The 22,515-nt window shown below is 40.1% G+C and carries 17 protein-coding genes and 2 pseudogenes; 8 read left to right on the top strand and 11 right to left on the bottom strand.

The genetic code is table 11. From position 1 onward, the window contains the following. Positions 1 to 150 precede the first annotated feature (150 nt). The 4 genes and pseudogenes from DPF91_RS13390 to DPF91_RS13375 form a co-directional block, all read right to left on the bottom strand. Positions 151 to 759, bottom strand: a complete 609-nt coding sequence (locus DPF91_RS13390; RefSeq protein WP_117234936.1) for a hypothetical protein — start codon at positions 757 to 759, stop codon at positions 151 to 153. A 136-nt stretch (positions 760 to 895) separates the two neighbouring features. Then, positions 896 to 2,212 (bottom strand): patatin-like phospholipase family protein, encoded by a 1,317-nt coding sequence (locus DPF91_RS13385; RefSeq protein ID WP_117234935.1) that lies wholly within the window; start codon positions 2,210 to 2,212, stop codon positions 896 to 898. Positions 2,213 to 2,246: 34 nt separating this feature from the next. Further along, positions 2,247 to 2,351 (bottom strand): annotated as a pseudogene (locus DPF91_RS22415) (sodium/glutamate symporter); the annotation flags it as partial. A 297-nt stretch (positions 2,352 to 2,648) separates the two neighbouring features. Then, the gene (locus DPF91_RS13375) at positions 2,649 to 3,590 is read right to left on the bottom strand and encodes a phospholipase A (RefSeq protein WP_117234934.1); all 942 of its coding nucleotides are present in this window, start codon (positions 3,588 to 3,590) and stop codon (positions 2,649 to 2,651) included. Between the two features lie 228 nt (positions 3,591 to 3,818). On the opposite strand from DPF91_RS13375, the gene DPF91_RS13370 reads away from it, so the two are divergent. Next, positions 3,819 to 4,796: a DUF3187 family protein gene (locus tag DPF91_RS13370; RefSeq protein ID WP_117234933.1), complete on the top strand. Its 978-nt coding sequence runs from the start codon at positions 3,819 to 3,821 to the stop codon at positions 4,794 to 4,796. A 298-nt stretch (positions 4,797 to 5,094) separates the two neighbouring features. After that, positions 5,095 to 6,372: a sensor domain-containing diguanylate cyclase gene (locus DPF91_RS13365; protein WP_117234932.1), complete on the top strand. Its 1,278-nt coding sequence runs from the start codon at positions 5,095 to 5,097 to the stop codon at positions 6,370 to 6,372. Here the strand turns inward: DPF91_RS13365 and DPF91_RS13360 are convergent. Next, the gene (locus tag DPF91_RS13360) at positions 6,356 to 6,706 is read right to left on the bottom strand and encodes a hypothetical protein (protein WP_117234931.1); all 351 of its coding nucleotides are present in this window, start codon (positions 6,704 to 6,706) and stop codon (positions 6,356 to 6,358) included. The genes DPF91_RS13365 and DPF91_RS13360 overlap by 17 nt on opposite strands. Positions 6,707 to 6,870: 164 nt before the next feature. On the opposite strand from DPF91_RS13360, the gene DPF91_RS13355 reads away from it, so the two are divergent. Then, positions 6,871 to 7,506, top strand: a complete 636-nt coding sequence (locus DPF91_RS13355) for a response regulator (RefSeq protein WP_117234930.1) — start codon at positions 6,871 to 6,873, stop codon at positions 7,504 to 7,506. A gap of 60 nt (positions 7,507 to 7,566) precedes the next feature. On the opposite strand, the gene DPF91_RS13350 is transcribed toward DPF91_RS13355, so the two are convergent. Beyond that, positions 7,567 to 8,457, bottom strand: a complete 891-nt coding sequence (locus DPF91_RS13350; protein WP_164684165.1) for a LysR family transcriptional regulator — start codon at positions 8,455 to 8,457, stop codon at positions 7,567 to 7,569. A gap of 192 nt (positions 8,458 to 8,649) precedes the next feature. On the opposite strand from DPF91_RS13350, the gene DPF91_RS13345 reads away from it, so the two are divergent. From DPF91_RS13345 to DPF91_RS13330, 4 genes are all read left to right on the top strand, one after another. After that, complete coding sequence (locus tag DPF91_RS13345; RefSeq protein ID WP_117234928.1) at positions 8,650 to 8,982, top strand: MFS transporter; 333 nt, start codon at positions 8,650 to 8,652, stop codon at positions 8,980 to 8,982. Then, positions 8,976 to 10,199: an HlyD family secretion protein gene (locus DPF91_RS13340; protein ID WP_117234927.1), complete on the top strand. Its 1,224-nt coding sequence runs from the start codon at positions 8,976 to 8,978 to the stop codon at positions 10,197 to 10,199. Before DPF91_RS13345 ends, DPF91_RS13340 begins: the two co-directional genes overlap by 7 nt. A 624-nt stretch (positions 10,200 to 10,823) precedes the next feature. Next, positions 10,824 to 12,224: a DUF1254 domain-containing protein gene (locus DPF91_RS13335; RefSeq protein WP_117234926.1), complete on the top strand. Its 1,401-nt coding sequence runs from the start codon at positions 10,824 to 10,826 to the stop codon at positions 12,222 to 12,224. Positions 12,225 to 12,296: 72 nt separating this feature from the next. Continuing rightward, positions 12,297 to 13,787, top strand: a complete 1,491-nt coding sequence (locus DPF91_RS13330; protein ID WP_117234925.1) for a DUF1254 domain-containing protein — start codon at positions 12,297 to 12,299, stop codon at positions 13,785 to 13,787. Between the two features lie 121 nt (positions 13,788 to 13,908). Here DPF91_RS13330 and DPF91_RS13325 read toward each other — a convergent pair whose 3' ends face one another. The 3 genes from DPF91_RS13325 to DPF91_RS13315 form a co-directional block, all read right to left on the bottom strand. Further along, a complete protein-coding gene (locus DPF91_RS13325; RefSeq protein WP_117234924.1) occupies positions 13,909 to 16,578 on the bottom strand; it encodes a transporter substrate-binding domain-containing protein in 2,670 nt (889 codons plus the stop codon). Positions 16,579 to 16,729: 151 nt separating this feature from the next. Beyond that, on the bottom strand, positions 16,730 to 17,548 hold the full coding sequence (locus tag DPF91_RS13320; protein ID WP_117234923.1) for a hypothetical protein: 819 nt from the start codon (positions 17,546 to 17,548) through the stop codon (positions 16,730 to 16,732). 14 nt (positions 17,549 to 17,562) lie between these two features. Continuing rightward, complete coding sequence (locus DPF91_RS13315; protein ID WP_117234922.1) at positions 17,563 to 18,696, bottom strand: DUF1254 domain-containing protein; 1,134 nt, start codon at positions 18,694 to 18,696, stop codon at positions 17,563 to 17,565. A gap of 213 nt (positions 18,697 to 18,909) precedes the next feature. On the opposite strand from DPF91_RS13315, the gene DPF91_RS13310 reads away from it, so the two are divergent. After that, positions 18,910 to 19,941, top strand: coding sequence for a helix-turn-helix domain-containing protein (locus DPF91_RS13310; RefSeq protein ID WP_117234921.1), 1,032 nt, complete (start codon positions 18,910 to 18,912; stop codon positions 19,939 to 19,941). Positions 19,942 to 20,084: 143 nt separating this feature from the next. On the opposite strand, the pseudogene DPF91_RS13305 reads toward DPF91_RS13310, so the two are convergent. Together DPF91_RS13305 and DPF91_RS13300 are read right to left on the bottom strand one after the other, a co-directional pair. Beyond that, a pseudogene (locus tag DPF91_RS13305) lies at positions 20,085 to 20,999 on the bottom strand (IS5 family transposase). A gap of 230 nt (positions 21,000 to 21,229) precedes the next feature. Then, on the bottom strand, positions 21,230 to 22,075 hold the full coding sequence (locus DPF91_RS13300; protein WP_117234920.1) for a hypothetical protein: 846 nt from the start codon (positions 22,073 to 22,075) through the stop codon (positions 21,230 to 21,232). Positions 22,076 to 22,515: the final 440 nt, after the last annotated feature.

Raw genomic sequence — 22,515 nt, 5'->3', positions numbered from 1 at the left:
TTTATATTTCCCTCCACTATAAAGAAGAATTTTCCTATAATACTGACTCTTAGAATCTTATACATTTCTATGTCTGATTTTCTAACCATGCAGAAGAAAGACCGAGAAGAACACCACATTGTTTAATCTCGGGCTCAGGTCAAAAAGTCGTTAGTGAGCATGACGTTGTCGATTCATTGAGAGCATGTGTTCCGCTCCAAAAAGGATTAACTTCAACCCCAAAGGTAAAGTCACAACTAACTCTCCTCTCATTTCAAATCCACTCAACAACATAACAACAGCAGATACAGTCACTAACACGTCAACAAAACGAATCGCTAGCAGACCGTGCTGTTTGTGACTCAGAGCATTGATTACTGCAAGCCCCTCATCAATTAAAAAGTACAATAACGTCATCCAAGCCAGATATCCCATTGTGTAGGATGGAAATACGAACATAGCAATAGCACCAATTAAACAATGAACAACTAAAACTCCGTATCGCTTGACTCCAATAGCTCCCACTAGTTTGGTCAGCGACCCACTTGTCATCATTACGACTGAATTAATCGAAACGCCGGTAATGAGCAACAAGATAGACAGTGCGGAAGCAAACCAAGGCTTTTCAACAATGGGATAACACATGGTCAGAAAGCCCAGCATACTGAGCATTGCTCCCAGTGTGAGTTGAACACGATGGGTTGATGTTAGGTCTACAACAAACAAGCTGTGCGTCATAGATCTAGCGTAATATTGGTTAGAAGAAACTTGGCTACTCATACTTTATCCTTAAACACAATTAATGTGTTTTATCGAGAACTGTAGCCAGTGTATGTCTTGGAAAATAAAGTGGGTGCTCGTAGAATTACTAGAGCAAAATACAAAAAGTACTGATTAAACACCCGTATTTACGTAGCTATTGAATTTGCTTGACTGCCTTTTGAAAAAAGTCGTTTGCTTCTAATTGAACCTGCCCCTCCTCAATGATCATGTCAACCAACTCTGCTTCCAAAGTCAGGTCTGTAGGTACCTGATTCAATTGGACCTTAGTTTTTTCATCTTCGACGGATTGAAATCCGATTTGTACAAAGTGGGGAATGATTTTAAGTCCTGCTGTTGAAGATTCATGGGCCCATCTTTGCATCGAATCCATAAACAATGCTTTGGTTGCATCATTATAGCGGTGAAGCTGTATATCAGTTATCGAGTTCAGAGTTTGCCTAATCGATGGATTGTCAGGGTGCTGGCCTATCCCCAATTCAGGTTCCGTTGAAGCATCTACAGATATCACTATGATATGGTGCTCTTGAGTACCTAAATAATTCATCGACTGGTGAAAGCGACCAAGCTCAAGAAGGTCATAAATGGCCAAGAGCCCTAAATTATCGGTAATTCCCCCATCAACTAGATGAACGTATCTATTTTTTTGTTTGTTGCTGTATTGGCGAATGCTTTCAGCAGTTTTTTGTGAACGAAATGAAAGTGCAGTCTTTGAAGACGAATCCATAGATTTGTGCTTTAGAGGCTCGCAACCCGCATAATTTTCAAGAACAACAGGTTCAAACAAAACCGGTACGGCTGCAGATGCTGCCACGGCCTTCGATACGGGAAAATCGTTAACATCAGAGCATAAGAAGTTAAAATATTTTTGGATGAACGAAAAGCGTACTCCTGTCGTAATATCTGAAGCATTAATAATGACATATGGGCCGTCAGACTTACTTATGTCACCTAATGTGGCGTCTCCAAATAATTGTTCCTGATAGTAGTTATTCGCTGTGTCTGTTCTCCCCCACCCAGTAAACCAACGAGATGGGCTCAAGAAATTAGAAATGAGCTCGTCTTTCACATCTTGTTTCAAAAAGTCGCGCTCATAGTCTAAGAAAATCTGGTCTTGATAAAGGCCATAGTACGCTGCTGTAAAACTCCCGCCGGACACAGAGCTGATCACATCAACCTCACTCAGTAAAGAACGTGGTTGATTATCAATGTTGATTTCGGTTTCATTAAGCTGTTTAAGAACCCCATACGAGAGTGCCGCCGCTCGTGTTCCACCACCAGAAAAAGCAAGAATAACCGTAACTTGGTTGTCTGCTGTACCTATCAATGGTATTGAATGATCAATATGAGACAAACTTTCATGTTCTTGCATCAAATTACTAGGGTGATTGACAGTTGCACACCCCGACAACAATCCAATCAACATTACCAAGTGAATTAAACGGTTAGTCATCACATTTCTCTCCTATAATTTTAGATGTAATGAATTACATCAAGCTCATGAAGTAAGGGATAATTAATGTATTTGCTAGATCAGTAAAGAATGCACAAACCAAAGGTACAATAATGAAAGCCTGAACTGCGTGACCATGAAGAAATAGTAATAACAAAAAAACTGAAACCAGAATTTAACCCGATACAGGCTCTGGAATAATATACACCAGTAGCAAACTAACAAATTGATTTAGTCGACGACCAATGAAGAGCGCCACGTTCCACATCGTCACCAAAAAAAATATTCCTAGGTGTAAAAAATCATTTTAAAACCCATAACGAATCCAATAACTTACCAAAAGGAAGGCATTATCGACAAATCAAAGTGTTAACGTTTTTACTAAGTCAAATGATATATGTAATTAACAACCACATAAATTATTAATTTATAATAACTAAATTGGGTCTGTAAGTGCTAAACCAATACCGAAACGTCTCTGAGAGTGATTGTAATCAATCAATGATTCACCATATCCATCTGTATATTGAACATACCCTCTCAACCGCTTCCATATTGGAAAAGTAACACCCAACTCAATAAAGCCTTTATGTGTTGAAAAATTGTTTCTAACTAGACCGAATATTTTTATATCATCAAATTTATATGCCGCCGTTGCCTCAAAATTCCCCATATAATCTTCAATATCGGGATTATCATCATTTTCGTAATCTTCACTTAGACGAACCCAAGGCCTTACAGCTAACGCTACGTCTTCTTTTTCCCATAGCCCAACTAGATATGCTCTATTCCAACTGCGTGATAAAGGCTCGCTCCGACCGTTTGATTGGTGTTCGATACCAACTCCCCAACCAAAGTTATAACCCCAGTGATTATAATCCGTAGGTGCAAGGTAGAAGAGTTCTGGTTGATAGTTTGTTTCACGAAAAGGAGCCGAAATATCATCTGAATATATCTGCCACCAAGATTGAGCAGTAAAACCAAAGTATAACCCATCATCTTGGATAAATAGATCATCATAATTCAAAGGAACTTTTAGGCTAAGTTGAATTTTAGCTTCACTATCATCAAAGCCTTCCTGCCAACTTGGATTACTTTCATAAGCACCTCTATTTATTTGGCTTGTCTTCGTATATGGTAGAATATAGTTCATTTTATGTGGTGTCAGAACAAATGGATTATCTTGCACCTCTCTTTCGAGGCGTACCCTCTCTTCAGCGATGGAGTGTCGAGGTTTTGAACCTAACTCATTTTCGTGATCATCGTGAGCTAAGGCCATATTCTTAAAGGCCAATAACATGATTACCATTACACTCTTGATATTTAAATTTCTCATCGATTTATCCACATAAGAATAATTAAAAACATATTCATACATTTGAAAACCAACTTCTACTCGTAATATTACCTAGATTCACAAACGTCCCTCGTGAATTTACATTTAACACCTAGTAATTACCCTAGCCAGGTAGAATTTAATATCCCATTCTATAAAAACAATAGTTATCGCAAGCTAATTTTCGTCCTCCTTTACGTACATTTACTAGTTACAAGAACTCCAGCGTCTAGAGAAAATTAACCCAGTCAGTATAAATGGGTAAATAAAATGTTTAATTGTCACTCAAGAAAGTACACTCTCGCCTTAACTTGCATTGCACCTTTATTCGCTACCACTTTGCATGCAGAAGACCATAATTACGGCCCCCTGCGTTCCTATGCCCAATCACCTATACAATCCATTAGCTTGGCACCAGTTTTACGTTCAGCGAAAGCACTGCCTATCGATTACAAAGAAATCTATGGCTCAGTTACCGCTGCAAGTGTGTGGGCGGATACGGATGATTACACGCTTGACTACTATCACAACCAAGTTGAACTTGGTGGGAAGTGGGTATTTTCAGAAAAGTGGTTAATGGACATAAACTATAGATGGAGCTTCGCTGCAGACAATCATTTGGACGGGTTAACTGAGTCTTTTCACGACCTTTTTGGCATTGACCAAAATGGTCGTGAGGAAGTTGGCCGGGATCAATTTACTCAGAATATGACTGACTATGGGTTAAAAAACGAAAACTTTGACGGTGAAACACTTTCCAATTCTGTAAACATTTACCTCGAAAGGAAGGTCTATGAGAAGGACAAACACTCACTCTCCTTTGGAGGCGGGTTGTTTTACAACCACGTCGCAAGTGGTCCGTTTGAAGGAAACAGCTTTGATCAAAATGTACAAATTAACTACACCTATTCCAACGAAGCTCATGAAATATACTCTATGCTTGGTCTAACCCACCACTCAAGAGATAAATTAAATGATCTGCTGCCTATGAAATCCATGACGTTCTCCACAGCAGTTGGTTATCGTTACCAACTTTTCGACAATCACCAGATACTTGCTGAATATCACCTCTACGACGGATACATCGACGATTCAAGTGACCTATCGGAAGCTTCGCATGAAGCACTCATAGGTTATCGCTACCTTATGGAAAACTCGGCGATAGAAATATTTGCTACGGAAAATATGGTTAATATGGATAACAGCACAGACATCTCATTTACCATAGGTTATCGCTACCAATTATAGTCGGTACTATTGTGACTCTCATTGACTAATCTTTCTTCGTGATTCATCTCTAACCCTCAGAATAAGTCACGAAGAAACAAACACTTAAACACAGAAAAAGTTCGTCTACATCCTTCCTCACTAATCTGTGTATACAGAATTCTCGGCACAGTTTGATCAAGACATGACATTTATTGAATGGTTACATTCAATTTTTAGCATCGTTATTCTAAAGCGGTGTCGATAAAATTCATCTCCCATCCTCCCAACTTTAAAACACTTATCGTTGGTGTTCTATCAATCTACACAGGGCCCAGACGTGCAAGAACATAAGCTCAGCCTTCCTTATGGTACAGCGATCGTACATCAGAAGCACATCGTCCATTGCAATCATGACTTCGCTCATATTTTGGGGTATGGCAGTAGTGACCATCTACTTGCAGAGCTCTCGACACTCATAGAACTATTTAGTAATGATTACCTAGAAACCATCGAAAACGAAATAGAACTCACTTTGCTTGGCTATTCCCTTCCGAACGCCTATCTATGCAAGATACGTTCAAAAGATGGGTTATATATTCCGATTGCTATCATGCTAAAAAAAATGCTTTGGAACGATCTATCGACTATAGAAATGAACGTGATTGATACGCGTCTAGCGTACCTAAACTACAAAGGCACTAGAGAGCAAGATCAAATGTTTCGTGACATGATCATAAATTCCACACAAGGAATTATAGTTCACCGTGAGTTTAAGCCTTTATTTGTCAATGAATCCTGGGTTTCAATGCAAGGCGCGAATTCAACTGCACAAGTGCTAGCGATGGATTCTATTTTAAGCCTTGTACGAGAGGAGGTGGCTTCAACAGTAAGAAAACAGTATATCGATCTAGTAGAACACAAATGTGCCGCTACGAATACGGTTGTTGAAAATATTGGTTTAGATGGAGTCAGTCGATACTTTAATATCTATGATAACGTCATTTTGTGGCAAGGAGAAAAAGCGGTTCAAGTCATATTAGAAGACGTCTCTGAAAAAGTCGCGCTGGAAAATGAGCTTAAGTTTCAAGCAACTCATGACGACCTCACAGGCTTGTATAATAGAAGAGCTGTCTATCAATGGCTCGAAGAACAATCCAACAACAACGCTCCTCTGGTTTGCCTATTGATGGACATTGATAACTTTAAGACTATTAACGACAATCATGGTCACCAGGTTGGCGACAACGTAATCTGCGCACTGGCGTCCACCGCAAATAGTGTTGTTCAAAAAAGTGAAGGGATTGTCGGACGTTGGGGGGGCGAGGAGTTCATCGCCTTCATACCTGTCAAATTAGGACTAAAGTGTAAACTTGTAGCAGAAAAAATACGTGCGGATTTTGAGGCTCTGACTTTCGAAAGTAAACAACAAAAAAGTTTTCACTCGACAGTGAGTATTGGCGTAGCGAATACCAACCAGATTGGAGATAGTGCTTCGGTGGATTTATTGATACAGCGAACCGATCAATTTCTCTACTTAGCTAAAGCAGAAGGAAAAAACCGTGTCTGCGTTGACTGCTCAGCCTGCCGATTGCCCTGCGTTATCGATACTTATTAGGCTTAAGATGACAACTTAGAAACTCTGCTAGAACCGGAATCAGTTCAGACTCTAGATCGCCATATGCTATATAGGCATAGCGTTCTTTCAACGAAAAAGCTCCTCGACTCATTTCATCAGTATAAGGACCAATGATGGCCACTGACTTTCCTTGCTGACTTGATAACCGAGTGAAGTCTTTAAACCATTTGCTATCGATGATGAGCGCATTGTAAGTACCCAGGTCTGTTTCGAAGCTCTCTCGATAGATCCACTTGATTGCTAATGAAGAACGCTCACTTAATCCCCTTACAGCATGATATAAGCGAAGGTCGCCAACAAAAAGTAACTTCATTTTTTCATCCCAATTCTTTACCTATATTCAAATTGTTGCGCTATTTCGTCAACATCGTAACTCGTAGAATTACTAGTTTATTGCTCCAACATTACCGATTAACCTACTCATAATTGGAATAATGACTTATTGTTAAACTAAGTTTTTCAAAAGGTTCGAGAGTTATGTTGAAGAAGACTGTTCTTCTAGCAGATGACCACACAATGGTTGCTGAAGGGATAAAGAACTTGATTGGTGATGAGTACGAAGTCATTGCCATCGTTGAAGATGGTAATACTCTTGTCCAAAAGGCAAAGGAGCTAAAGCCTGATATTATTGTCTCTGATATTTCGATGCCTATTATGAATGGCCTCAATGCTTCAGAGAAAATTATTGCAACAAATAAAGACGTTAAGATAATCCTCCTCACAATGCATCCTGAGCTAAAGTATGCAATGAAAGCACTGGATATTGGGGTTCATGGTTACCTACTTAAACATGCCGCTCCAGAAGAGCTCCTTACAGCGCTCAAGACAGTACTGGTAAACCGGACTTATATAACCCCAACCCTCGCAGCAGATATCATGGACGCCTATAAAAACAACCAAGGAAATTCTGGCGACCCACTTGATGTCTTAACTTCACGCCAACGTCAGGTATTACAGCTACTCGTAGAAAGTCATTCAGCAAAAGAAATTGCCAATATACTTAATGTATCCAGCCGTACTGTGGAGTTCCATAAGTACAAAATGGTTGAAGTGTTGAAACTCAAAAGCGCAAATGAACTTGTTCCATTCGCAATAAAAAACGGCTTAGTGTAATTACGCTATCTCGAGGCTGAGCGAATAGCTCAGCCTGTATTTGTTTTATCGTAAGAATCTCTATTGATAGTGCTCGCAAAGTGCAGAGATAAAAGCTTGCTCTTCCTTATTCAGTACCTTGCTTCGTTCATACGCTATGAAAGCAAACTCTGGTGTACTCGTACATTTATCAAACAACTCTATAGCAGTTCCCTGCTCTAAGAGTTCCTTCATAAGGACATCATAGTTCCAAGATAGCCCGACTCCTCTCGATACCGCATCTCTCGCTTTTATAGCATCATCAACGATTAATGATGGCTTAATTGTGATTGAATGCTCTTTCCCTTCCTCTTGAAACAACCAGGAGTCCTTAGGAATAACACCATTTCGAATACTAATACATGGCACCATCGAAGCGTCGATATCTTTTGGATGAAGAAGTGAGGGGTAATCATCTAACAATCTCGGATGAATATAGAAGCTCTTTCTTGAACAGATAAAAGGAATAAACTGATAAACAGAGTGGGCAAATGAAGAATTTTGTAGTCTAAGATTTCCTGCAGTAGTTGTTGCTTGCTCTCGCAATGATAGTGTTCTCAAATCAACGACTATATCAGGGTGTTGTCTTTTAAATTTTGGCAAAAAATCGTTGATTAACAGGCCGGCAATCGACTGTAGTACCTCAATAATTACTACTTTTTCATTTTTTCCAGCATCATCTGGTAATTTTCTTAGGTTGTCTAAACTAAAGGCTACTTCCCGACTCGCTTCTAGGAACTTCTCGCCAAACTCACTCAAGGAAACCCCATACTTCGAGCGATAAAAAAGCTTGTGGTTGACCCTACCTTCAAGTTCTAAAATTCTTCGGCTTACAGTCGAAGCCGGAATGTTCATATTGCTAGCTGCATCCGCAAAACTCTGATATCGAGCAACTTCAATAAAGAACAAAATTTCACGACTATGGATTTGCATATTAATCATCCTTACCTCTAATTAACGTAAAGATCATATCGCGATGTTAGCGCACTTTAAGACTCGGAGATTTACTAAAACTTAGTTCCGCCAACTCGTAACCATACACTTAAACACTGGGAAATATACGAGCTATCAACAAGCCATGAATTCTTACAATGGGATCAGTTTCTATCTCAAGGAGTTCAGGTTATGAGCCTCGTCAGCATACCTTTCGTCAATAACACAGCAGATACCGTGCTTCACGGCGTCGCAGCGTTCGTGTTGATTTTATCCATCAGTGCAGCAGTTATAGCATTTTGGAAGATCCACGAACTCCCAATTCACAAAGCACATGCTACCGAACATCGTCAAATAGGTCTGATTACTATCTTGACCTGGATTGGTTTTGTTTGGCATTGGGTATGGGTTCTTGCCACGATCATTGCCTTTATAGACTTTGAAAAGGCAATCATTCACCTACGTGAAATATGGCAGGAAAAACCGTCTAACGTAAAAGAGAAAACTGGAGGTGAGTCATGCTAGAGGGTTTAGCCATTTGGGCACTATTCATTTATATACTTCGTCTACTTGGCGTCCCATGGACTAAGCCATTCAAGCTCTTTGCCTATATTGGTGGAGGACTTTGGCTTGGTTTTGTCTGGATTGGTTTAATCAACTATACGCCGATGGACCTTTCTGGTGGTTCAGTGGTTCAAGCCCCTCATATCCAACTAAGACCAGGAAATACTCAGATCAAAGGCAAAGTTCACAAAGTCCACATTGAGCCAAATTCAACGATTGAAGAAGGCCAACTGATCTTTGAGCTAGATTCAGAGACCTATGAGATTGATGAACAAAAGGCGAAAGCGAATAAAGCCTCTGCTGAAGTAGCCTATCAAGTCGCACAAGAAGAAGTTGGACTGTCGAAAGCCAATTACAAGATGGGACTACTTAACCTAGAGATTTCGAAAAGTAATCTTCTCTCAGCCCAAGATGATCTAAAACTTCAATCAAATACTCTCCATCGTTACACAGAACAAAATGCCAAGGTGCAATATACGATTACCGAACGCATATTAGATGAGCAACGTGCACTTGTTTCATTTGCTAAAAATAAAGTGCTGTCACTTAAAAATGATGTTGAACGTAATCAAGTAAAAGTAGCCGAATCTCAAATTCACATTGAGAAGGCAAAACTAAATGTACTCAATGCACAGGCCTCAGTTAAAAAAGCTGAAAAAGAGTATGCACAGGCTCTTTGGAATCTAAAACAAACGAAAGTACATGCCCCCTCGAATGGCTTTGTGACGAATTTTATTCTTCGAGAAGGCCAATATGTGGGTATCTTGCCGCGGATGCAAATGTACACCAACGAAAAGTATGTACTCATGAGAGTAAACCATCAAGCTATCCGCAATGTGAAACCGGGACAATTAGCCGAGTTTGCCTCTCCTGTATACCCAGGAAAAATCTTTAAAGCAGAGGTACAAGGTATTGTTGAAGCAACTGGTGAAGCGCAGGCAGGAAGCATGGGCCGAGAAGAATCCGTTTCGAAAACTACACTACAAAATGTAAAAAACAAATACCATTTTGTTCGCCTCAAACTGTATGAACCTGAAGGTTATGACATTCCCGTCGGTGCAGTTGGACTTGCATGGATAAGTGGTGAGAAGCCCCTGCACTTCCTCTCTTTTTTGGATGTCATTAGAGGAATCATTATTCGTATGAAAGCGCAGATATATTTCATCCACTCAATCTAAAGGCTTTTATATTCAATTTAAATTAGCGTACCTATTACCTAAATTAATTCAGTATAGGTCTAATACCTAAATTTTAGCGAGAAGTATATTTCAATTCGACTATTTCATAAATTGTTATTTCAAGCTTTAAACAATACATACGCTTAGTGATTTTAAAATTTAATCTTGGGGACTAGCATCTGGATAAATGACTAGCCTCTACGTCTAGCAGTTAGAGTCACATATTGAGAAACTGAATCCGTATATGCCATTGCGACTCTCAATTTGTGCATAGAGGACAAATCTCAAATGTTCTAATCGTTTCAACATAAATACCGCGAAGAGATCTCATGAAAAATTCATATTTAGCCTTGTAACTAGCACACTTTTTCTTGAAGTGTACCGCCTTTAACTAGGTTTCAGTTCGGAGATTAGATGTAAACATGACAGCTCAGTGAATTAAATCACCGCGTCATTTGAATGTTCAAATTCGTCGGCAACCCCAGAGACTATGACCGAAAGGCTATGAAACCCCAAAAGAAGATTGAGGTGCCTTACTGCCTCGCAACAGCTAGCTGTCGAGACAATACACCACTAACGAACGCATGAACTGACAAAAATTGATAAACAACAGGACAATTACACATGACTAGTTTCAAAATGAGCATAAAGACACTCGTTGCCATGGCAGCATTAGCTTCTGTTGGCTTCAGTGCCCACGCTGTAACACCGCAACAAGCTCGAGATATCGCGGAAGAAGCGTATATTTTTTCTTACCCAATGCTTGAGAACTACAAAACTCTTTACAACCAAACACAAAACCCCGATTACAAGGGCTATGTTGGTGGTTTCGCAGAGTACAAACACTACTCAAAGCCTTTTACCCCAGATGACATCGATGTAGTTACGCCAAACAACGACACTACTTATTCTTGGGCCTGGTTAGATCTTCGCCGTGAACCTATCGTGTTCAGTACACCAGATCTAGACGATGCAAGCCGATTCAATGCATTTCAATGGTGGGATCTATTTACGCACAACTTCACAGTTGAAGGCTCGCGCATTAGCGGTATGGAAGGTAAAACAGTCTTGATTGCGGGTCCTAACTGGAACGGCGAAAAACCGGCCGATGTGGACAAAGTATTTTATGTAGAATCAAACTTCGTTGGAACGCTAACTCGTACCAACATTCTTGGTGATGATGATACGACAAACATCAAAGCGCTTCAGCGCGAGTACGATTTCACACCACTTAGTGCATGGAATGGTGAAAAGCCGCCAGCACCAGTAGCCAACATTGAATTTCCTGTGTGGAGCGATGAAAAAGCAAAAACCGCTGAATTCATCGAGTACATGAACTTCCTGCTAACTCAAGTTGATCAAGACCGTCCTGATTATGAAACCGAAGTTCTCAATACGTTTAAAGAAATTGGCCTAGAGGCTGGTAAAGAATTCAACATTGATGAAGTAGATTCTGAAATTGTTGACGCGATCAACGCGGGTATTCAAGACGCATTTGCCAAGCTTAAAAAGCGCGGTAAAACCAACAAATCTAACATAGGTATCTTCGGTGATCGTGCTTACTACGAATCACTAGGTGATGATAAATATGAAGCTCGTGCTATCGGTACTCTCCTGGGTCTATATGGCATGAATGAATCTGAGGCGGTTTACTTCTCTTACCAGATTGATGATGCCAAACAGCGTCTAAGTGGTGAAAACACGTACACCATTCATTTCTCTAAAGAAGAACTACCTCCTGTAAGCCAGTTCTGGTCATTCACTATGTACCAGTTACCAAGTCAACTGCTTGTCGAGAACGAAATTGATCGCTACTCAATAGGTGACCGTACCGAAGGGCTAACCTATGACGAAGACGGTGGCTTAACTATTACCATCAGTAACCAAAAACCAAGCGGTGATGTTGCGGTTAAGAACTGGCTTCCTTCTCCAGATGGTTACTTCTACATGGTGGCTCGTCTATATGGCCCTGACGCAAAAGTGGTCACAGGTGAGTGGGTTCGTCCTGAATTACACAAACAGTAATAATCGAATAATCAAACTGGGTATCTCAGGGAAGAGGCTCCCAAAGCACAAATGTAACTAGAGAGATATTCCATGAAATTAATTAAAACATTCAAAGCGTCGGTTATAACTTTAGCCTTGGCAGCGACAACAGCGCATGCTGCAACGGCATTAGATGATGCAAAGCTAATGGGCAATGAAACGATTGATACGCCATACGGCACGGTAAAGCTTGAGCACAACTTCATTACTGAAGGTCAGCAAGCTATCTATGATGCCATGGACTTTCAACGCGCCTCTCAAGCGTACATCTGGGCCACACCTATTGTGTCTTATAAGCAATGGGATAAGGCGCAAGATGAAGCCTTTGGTGCAACCGAACTAGGTGATTTTGTTGTATACAACAGCATGAAAGAAAAGCGAGGGATCGTTACTGCGAACCTCACTACACCATACATCATTAACTTTGTTAGCTTGAAAGATGGACCAATCATCACTACGGTACCTGAAGGTAAACTTGCCGGCATGGTATTAAACCTGTGGCAAAAACCAGTTGTTGATCTTGGTTTAACTGGACCAGACCGAGGCCAAGGTGGGACTTACATTATCGTAGGCCCTGAAGATGATCTGACAAAGTACGAAGGGAAAGCGGACTTCGTGATCCAATCAGAAACCAACAGCGTGTTTGTTGGCTTACGTATCTTAAACCCTGCGCCAGAGTTTGGGCAGTATGTTAAAGATACCATGTCAATTTCTCGTGTTGGTCAGCCTGCAAAAAAAGCCAACTTTATTGAAGGTGTAGACAAAGAATGGTCGGCAACTGCACCTCGTGGCCTTGAGTTTTGGAAACTGCTGAGTGAAATCTATCAAGAAGAGCCTACTCGCGAGCAAGATAAGATTTTTGCAGCCTTGCTAGAGCCACTAGGTATTGCAAAAGGTCAAGAGTTCAATCCAACCGAGCGCCAAATTGAAATACTCGAAAAAGGTGCAGCCATGGGCGAACTTATGCTGCGTAACCTACAAACTAAACCACGTTTCAGTGAACCATATTGGGAAGAGACTAGCTGGTACAAGAGCTTTGACTTCACAGTGCCACAAATCACTGAAGAGAAAGTGGAGTTAGATGAGCGTGCAGTTTGGTTCTATGAAGCGGTAACATCATCTGAAGGTATGGTAAACCCAACCCCAGGTAAAGGTCAGGTCTACATGACCACTAAGTTTGATAACAACGGCCAATTATTGCGCGCAGATGAAACATACAAATTGCATGTTCCTGCAGGCGTGCCAGTTTCACAATTCTGGTCTTTAACTCTGTACAGTGAAAACACCCGTCGTCCATACGACAACGGAGGTACAGAAGTCTCAGATATCAACCTAAGTAGTCGTATGGATGACCTTCAATACAATGAAGATGGTTCTATTGACCTTTACGTCGGTAACAAAGCACCTAAAGGCAAAGAAAGTAACTTTGTTCAAACCGTTGGTGACGATGGCTGGTTTGTGTACTTCCGTCTGTATGGGCCAACTCAAGATTTCTTTGACAAGAGCTTCTCTATCGGTGATTTCGAAAAACTATCGAATTGATACGTGACCGGAAATTAGCGTAGTACAAACATTTGCGTCAGGCATCATATAGAAAACCCAGATTATATAATGCCTGACGATTTGAAATTGCAGAATTTGATGAAACTAGATGCACTGTATATTAAACGGGCATATCAACAGATACGGTTGTTCCTTTATCATTAGACGTAATATCAATAGTTGCATTGATCAGTCGAGCTCGTTCCGTCATGCTTTGTAATCCTAGTCCAGGTGATTTCATCGCTTCTTTAACATCAAAACCGATCCCGTCGTCAATAATTTTCAGAATCAGATGTCGATTAATAACATTAATAGTTACAAGTACCTTCGATGCTTCAGAATACTTCGCGATATTTCGGAGTGATTCTTGAGTGATCCTGAATAATCCGAGCTCAGATTGTTTACTTAATTCGAGTTGGTTCTCAGTTGTTTCAAAGTGAACCGCTATCATTTCTCTATCGACATAACTACTAATCTCTGATTTCAGAGCATCAATGAGTCCCAAGTCATCTAAAATAGAAGGATGCAATCGTCGTGATAAACCATGAACATCTTTAGCGACAGAAGCAAGATCTTGTTTTATCGCATTTAAGCGATCTTTTGCAGGCAACAATGTCTTGTCCAGTTCTAAGGTACCAATTGATATTGAGAGTACTGCTAGCCTCTGACTAAGATCATCATGCAGCTCTCTCGCAACGCGCCGCCGCTCTTCCTCTTGAACATGAAGTAACTTAGACGTTAAACCACGAAGCTCAGCTTCGTTCTCTTTTACCTTCAACTCTATCAACTTCTGCTCATTGATATCTTGTATAATACCGTTTGCCGATGAAAACAGCCCATCATGATCAAACGAAAGTTCAGCCACCTCCCTCACCCATCGTTCTTCATCATTAACAATAATTCGGTATTCATGCTGATAAATACCCGTTTTCATAGCACGCTTCCAACTTGCCTTAACACCATCTTTATCATCAGGGTGAATAAACTGCGCATAGTTTTCTTGAGAAAGAGATATATCGCTTGCCAAGCCGAGTAATACTCTCACTTGTTGAGAGATTTGGACCAACTGTCTAGATGAGTTGAGCTCCCAATTACCTATTTTTGCCACGCGTTGCGCGTTGTTGAGACGCTTGTCATTTTCGGCAAGTAGCTTGATTGTTCTAGCTTTGTTTCGAGTCAATATAAGGACTATTGATAAGATGGCTATTAAAGTAAAACCCATGCCCCAATAAGCTATTGAATACCAGTCGGTTCTGTGAACAACTTTAATCTTTGTCCATTTATCCATCAACTCATCAATTTCTCCTTCTTGATATTCAAAAATTAGCTTATTAAACAGTGCTAACAGTTCAGGTTTAGAAGGGTGTATCGCGATAGCAAGCTCAAATTTAAACTCGGTCTCTGCTGATTTTACGATATTTTCTAAACCATATTCGTTAATTGTATGGTACATAACATGTGGACTGGCTGCAGCAGCATCAACTTTCCCCTCTGATAGAGCTTTGTAGACGTCTACCCCGTTTTTGTACGTGACATACTTTAAATCTGGGTAAGTTTCCCGTAACAACCTTGCGACAGATGAGTTCTTACTAATCCCAACTCGATAGCCAGATAATGCACTCAAGTTGTTAAATACGGGGCCATCGTCATGAGAAAATATGGTGAGATAGTAAGTTAATACAGGCTCCGTCAAAAGAACTTCTCTTTTCCTTTTTTCGTTAATGTTGATAGTAGGAATGTAATCTATCTCACCATCTAACAGGGCTTGATAGGTATCTGACCAGCTCGAGTAATCCACATAATAGCTTTGCAATTCATACTTGTTACTGAAATCTTCCACTAGATCAGCAGCTAACCCCCCTAGAGTGCCATTGTCCTCTACGTAAGAATAAGGGGCATATTTGGTTGGCTGTGAAAACACTAACCGCTGATTCTTCTCTATCCAATTTAGCTCACTCTCAGATAGGGATGTCTCAACTTTCACAGTATTTCGAGTTTGGTAGATCCACTTGTCAAGTAAGCGCTTTTTCTCATCAGGTGTAACTGAAGAAATGGCCTTGTTCAGAATTGAAGTCAATATGGGCCAATCATTTCGTACCGCAAAATGAGCTTCCTTGGGTGCAGCCAATTCTTCAATGCCTAAATGACCTCTAGACTCTACCAACGTTAAAAACCGTTGCCGAATTTGGGTTTCACACACGCTTGGGTAACAAAGGAAGTAATCCCCCTCACCACGTAATATGCTATTCAACCCCTCGTTAATACTGTCTACACCGTTAAGTTTGATATTAGGATAATGCTGAGATAGGAAACGTTGCTCTACAGTATCTCGAACAACAGAAATAGTCTGTTCGTTTAGTTCCGAGTGATTTTCGATGGCGGGCTTGCTTTTCTTACCATAAAGTAAATTTTGTGAGCCTTTGAAGTAAGGCTTTGTATAGATCAAATATCTTTCTCGGTCTTCAGCTTTACTGACCAGATGAAGTAAGTCGATATGCTTATCTTCAGAGAATTGCTTGTACTCGCTCCATGTTTTGTCCTGAACAAACTCAAATGACAAACCCAGTTTGTTTCCCAACAGTTGAAGGTACTCTATCGAGTACCCGGTAGGGACACCGTTCTCTATGAAATCAAAAGGAGCGTTATCATTAGAATTGTTGGTTTTGATAGTCGGTGCATTTTCTATCCAAAGTTGCTCCTCTTCAGTAAGGTTTACCTTGCTAGCCCAAACCGTTTCAGAAAAGACGAACCAAAGACCAAGTAAGAATGTTAAAGGGTGATATCGGCGCATTGCATTCCATGTAAATAGAGAACCTATATCTAAGCGTAAACTATCCTGCTTTGAATTGTTAAAATTAGAGTGTTTTAAGTAAGAACTAATTGCTAGTTGCTTTTAAATAAAAAAAGCACAAGATTTACATCTTGTGCTTCAATGTTTTCAACTAAAACTGATAGTTGAACTCAATCCGATGATCCCCATCAGCAAAATCCACTTCTTCATTCCAGTTTGCAAAGTATCGAATGTTGGTTCGCTTGCTTAACTGATATGACACGGCGAATTCATGAGTTAGGATTGAGCTGTCATTAGCGTAGTAATTATCCTTATAATCTTCGCTACCAGATAATGTGCTCAACCACATTGGATTATAGTTCAGCCAAATTTTATCAGTAATATCTAGCTTACTGTACATCCCAACCACGGCAAATGTGCCCGGAATTTCATACCCATCCTCTTCTTGGTTAGCTAATGTTGCACCTAAACCCGCTAATGGATAAAACTGTACAGGTCCCCATTTTGGGAGCGCTTGAATCAGACTGTATGACACATCAACCGTTTCAGTATACATCTCGTCGCCTATCATGCGATCGTCAAAGCTGTATACAACGTCAAGTTGCGAACCACGACCATTTGTTAGATCTACTTTGAAGTTCCTAAAACGAACTGAGTCAATGCTATCGTCAACACCTTTATATAAGTTATTGCTGTCATCCTGATCTCGGAATCCAAGCGCATCACCGCCAACCCCTTTCAATTCCATCACATTCATTGCCATCGTTGTGTCTGAGCCTGTATCGTAGCTCTGTCCAACTTTAATGTTGATCCCCTTATCTGTATACCCAATACCAGCCTGTGTATATACAGCTAACGGGTCGGACATATCTTGAAGTTCTTCCGCATCGTCATTCGCCAACGCAGTACCCGCTATAACAGACAACATTAAAGCAGAGGCTTTTTTACTGTTCAATTTAAAACTCGTCATTTCTAATTGTCCCACTATTCGCTAATTTTTTTTAGTTCAGGCATTGTGTAGTTGTACATCTTATCGACATCAGGCTGGTATGAACGAAGTAAGCCACCCCAACCATCTTTTGGCGTGTAAGCGAAATTAGCGCCTCTTTCATCAGCTATTGATTTACATTGTTTTCCGCCAAACACCACATCGAACCCACCATCTGCGCGCTGAATAAAGCTTTCACGATTAGATGAAACAATATTGAAATCATCAGACATCAAATAGTTATCTGGACCATATAAAGTCAACGAGAAGAATGACTTGGCAGGAACAGCTTCAAATGAAGCTTCATAACATGTATTACCTTTTGTATTCGCAGGTGTGAAGGCTGGGTACATCGCGGTATCGTCTGGGCTTAATCCCCAAGCACCCGCCACAGTTACTGTCCATTTTTCCCAATCATCAACGGCGCGAATATCGTATTTCACAGCACCATAGGTATTGTCTAACTGGGTATATTCTGTGAGCAGTGCTTCACGTAACTTGAGTATGTCTTCTTTATCATGTGTACTCACAAATTTATTCGATGAGTTGGACTGAATATTCAGGTGAGTTTGTAAAGTCTCTCGTACGACAGCTTGGTCAGAATCAGAGCCATCCGTTGCGATTCGTACACCAATCACTACATAGTCTGTATCAATCTCATTTTTATCGAAGGTGTAAGTGCCCGGTGCCCAGTCATAATCCACAAACGTATGGTTATAGTCGTGAATATGCAGAGATATAAATCTATCGCCAGCATCCGGGATTGTGATAGTGAAACCCTCTGAAGCATCAACTACAGCCAGTGAGTACATGGTGTCGTTGTTTGGAGAGACCACAAAATGGTCTTTCGCTTTTGACAGTGCTGGGAAATGAAAGAACTGATTAATACCATTTGCTCGAGCTTGAACCATGGAGAAAAACATGTCTGCCTCTCCACGTTGGTATTCCATCGCTGTCAAACCATAGTCTGCAGGGTCTACAGACCAACTTGAAGAGTCAATTGAAGCAATTACCTGTTCGGTGGAACGGCCATCCTCGCGACCAATCTCTCTATCAATTTCTAGTTGTGGGCCTGCCACACTTAAAGAAGAAAACAGCGCTATTGAAGCGGCTAAATATGACTTTTTCATGAGGTATCCTCGTGGTGTTTTAATGTCCAGTTGATTAAAACACCAGAGGTTTTCCCCTTATTCACAAATTAGGAATCGTTACGGCATATTGAGCATCAATGTCTCAACATGTGACTGTGACTTTCGGACGTAGAAACTAGTAAATCTGCGGATACTAGCTCCTAAACTTCAGCTCTAAAATCACGTTAAAACAGTTCTACAGGACGATGGTTTATGAATATCAACACACACGATTTTAATGTCCCCACCTCTTACCTTCTACCCGTGGTCGAAGCATGTCAGAAATACAACATTGATACTGGTCGCCTACTCGCTAAAAATAATCTATCGACTTCTGTTCTTACCCAAAAAAGTGCGAAATTAGATATACTTACCTATGCATCTATTATAAACACGGGAGCACTATGGACACACCAAGACAACTTTGGTGCTGAAGTAGGCCAACGCTTCACTATCGAATGGGCAAGAGAACTCTCCTACCTAATTGCGAGGCAAGATAAGTTAATAAATATCTACCCAGCACTAGAGTATCTAATGGATGCACAAAAACGAGGAATAAAAAACAGGCTAGAGGTGTCTGGTGAAGTCGCCTCTCATATTGTTGATCTTGAATTTGATCACTTGATTGAATGTGACCAGCTAAACCAGCTCATCATAACTTATTACCATAAGACCTTTAAAAGCTTGCTAAATGATAATTGGAAGCCGTTTAGAGTAACACTCCGTAAAAATGACAACGCCGATATTAAAAGTCTAGAACGTTACTTTGGCTGCTCTGTCATTGTGGGAAGTGAACGAAACGCTATCGATTTCCCTCGAACTCTTCTCAATACCAATTATAGCTATGAGTTGGATACTCAAAAAGATATATTGAGTGATATTTCCAAAATACTAAAGAGTGCCGATTTTCTAGAAGATTTAATCAAGAAGTACATACAAGCTAACCTTGAAGATGGCTATTTTTCCAAAGAGCATATAGCAAGAATGCTCTGCATACACCCTAGAGTTTTGCAGACGTTACTTTCTGATAGAGGTCTAACTTATCGTGGAATTCTGGAAGATGTCCGTAAAAATCGAGCAATGAACTTACTCAAAAATACAGACCTATCGATCACCATTATTTCGGGTATTCTAGGGTACGAAAACTCACGAACTTTTATTCATGCTTTCAAAAATTGGACTAAGTTGCCACCTAACGCATGGAGAATAACTTTTGAAAATGAACTTTGTCAAAGTGACACTTAGTAACAAACATTATGGAAGTAAATAGAAATTTCACAAACCTCGACTACGCCTGCATATTAAAACAAAGTACACAGTGACCTATGATTGATGGCTTTGTTGCGTAATTAATATAGAGAACTATACAGCCTAAAGCTACTTGATTGTTAAGCAACATACTGAATTTCAGGTACAGATACGCCTGTAATCTTTTTTAACGCTTCGATCATTGAGTAAGTTTCACCAACCAGTGCATTGTAGTTTCTCAAACTTAGCTTTCCTCCTAGCAATTGTTTCACACGTTACATTGCGGTTTCAGAATGTGACCGTTTGTGATAATCATACTTCTTTTCCATCTTTTATTTGAGCCGTAAAGCTTTTGACAACCAATAGCTAAATTGTGAGGGTGTCGTCGCTCCCAGAAAGCAGCACCTTCCCTTGGTGGAATAAGTGTTGTAGTCCACTTGATTTGAATAGCTTCATGGTAGTCCCTTGTGTCGTAAGCCCCTTCTCATGATATTTCAGTGATTTTCGACAAGTCTGCTTAAGCAAATTAGGGAAGATTTTAGCATCAGTGACATTAGATAAACTCAGCTCTGCTGCGACATTTTCGTGAGTACTGGTTTCTACTTCTAGATGCAGTTTTCTCCAGACTCTACGCTTTGCGTCAGTGCTATGTTTCTTGACTTTCCATTTCTCCTCACCGTAAACCTTGAGGCCAGTAACTTCTATTGCTAGGTGCTGAATTACACCTCTGGTTTTAGTTTTAAATGAAACTTCAACATCTTTAGTTCTCCTACTTATACAACTACAATGTGGGCAGGTTAGAGGAATATTCGCCAACTTGAACAACGAATCGATAAACCCATGCAATGCTCTTAATGGTATTGAGTATATTCGCTTTATCATCAGCGCTGTAGTTATGGCTAGTTCGCTGAGCCTGCGAGGTCTACCACGTTTATTCTGTTTGCTTTGTTTCCATTCTCTTATTGCTTCTTCATTAATCCACAAAGTGAGAGAACCACGGTAATCAGGGCTTGATACTGTTTGCAGTTAGATGTTTTGTACCGAGGCTTCGGCATAGAGCTACGATGACTAACAGGTGTTGCCGATCAGATCGTAAGTTCCTAATTTAGCTCGATCGAATTATGCAACAAAGCCTTTATGAAGGTGGGATGAATTGGTTTGATGTATACGAATGGACTGAGTAGATTAAGACAATCTATAATGAATTTTCGTCCTTAAGCAGCTAGGTATAATTATGGGTTTACATGATTCCATTATGACTGTAAACCCATAGTCAAGATCAAACCTAAAGAAGACTTGGAATAACAGGTATAATATTTAATTTAAGCACAAAATCAGAGTCGTAATAATCATTTTTAATTATGGAATACTCAGCACCTATCTGAAACTTTGTTGGTATGTCACCGATCTTATCCATCCAAGCATAAGAAAGCCCTACTGGAACATTCCACTTCTCTCCCTCACGATTAGCATCATAAGTTATAGTCGGTGCGAAACCTATTGATCGACCACCACCTAGTTCATACCAATTAAATAGGGAGATCTGAGCATGACTTTTCTTCTCTTCTTCAGAGTCGTGATCAATACTCCACCAATATTGTGTCAAAGCACCCGACAAAAATTTCTCATTTGGTTTATAGACACTTAAAAATGAAACACCTGCTTCCCATACGTCATCACCTAGTGCATCATCTGTGTTCGTTGGAATAATGAACGTTGGGCCTAAACCCCAAGTTAATTTTGACTCTTTGTTTGGTGATAGCATCAGTGGCAATTGCATATTACCTAGACCAAACTCTTGATCTGTATCTAGATAAGTATTGGAACCTGACTTATAAGTTTCACCCGGCACTGGTTGTCCTAAGAAAACAGGTAATACTGGACGAGATAATAGTTTAATATCGTCATTAATAGTAATGGGCATAATTGGTTCGATAAGAATCGATGCTCCCCACTCAGAACCTTCTAGCGAATCACCTGAATAACTGTTCAATTGAAAAGCCGTAAACATAGCCCAAATATCAGATGTTGGATCATTTAATTTTTGGGATGTTTCACTAGCAGTCATATCTGCATACGCCGAAACTGATAAGCCTGCTGAAAGCAAGGCTAGCAAAAGTGTTTTTTTCATTTTTCGCCTATTAAATCTTGAGACTTCAACTAATTAAATTAGTTAACTCATTATTGGTTAAAAATTAAATTAAATTAAATTCAGACAACCTGATATGAAATTAATTTAGAACAACTCATTATCCAATTGAATATTACAATATACACCCAATTGATGAGTTAGATTTAACCATAGGCAGATAAAATGAGTTCATATTTCGAGCATACAGTTCTGATATCGACTCGATTGATTCCTTAAATGTGAGTATGCCAAAACTAACTTACCACTTTGCATTTTAGCTCCAATGTATCAGTTTTCGGGGAGTACTTACGCCACGTTAAGACGTGAGTGAACGTTTGTCACATTTGGAGTGAAGCGAAAATGGCACGCGTTTACGAGTCAGACTTAAATGCTTTGTATGCGCACGTATAGAATGTATGCTGAAAAAAACGCTGGCATAG

It is taken from the genome of Vibrio maerlii, assembly GCF_003415655.1.
Lineage (GTDB): Bacteria > Pseudomonadota > Gammaproteobacteria > Enterobacterales > Vibrionaceae > Vibrio > Vibrio maerlii.
Note: the sequence above shows the minus strand (reverse complement) of the source record. Positions and strands in the feature narration are given on the sequence as shown.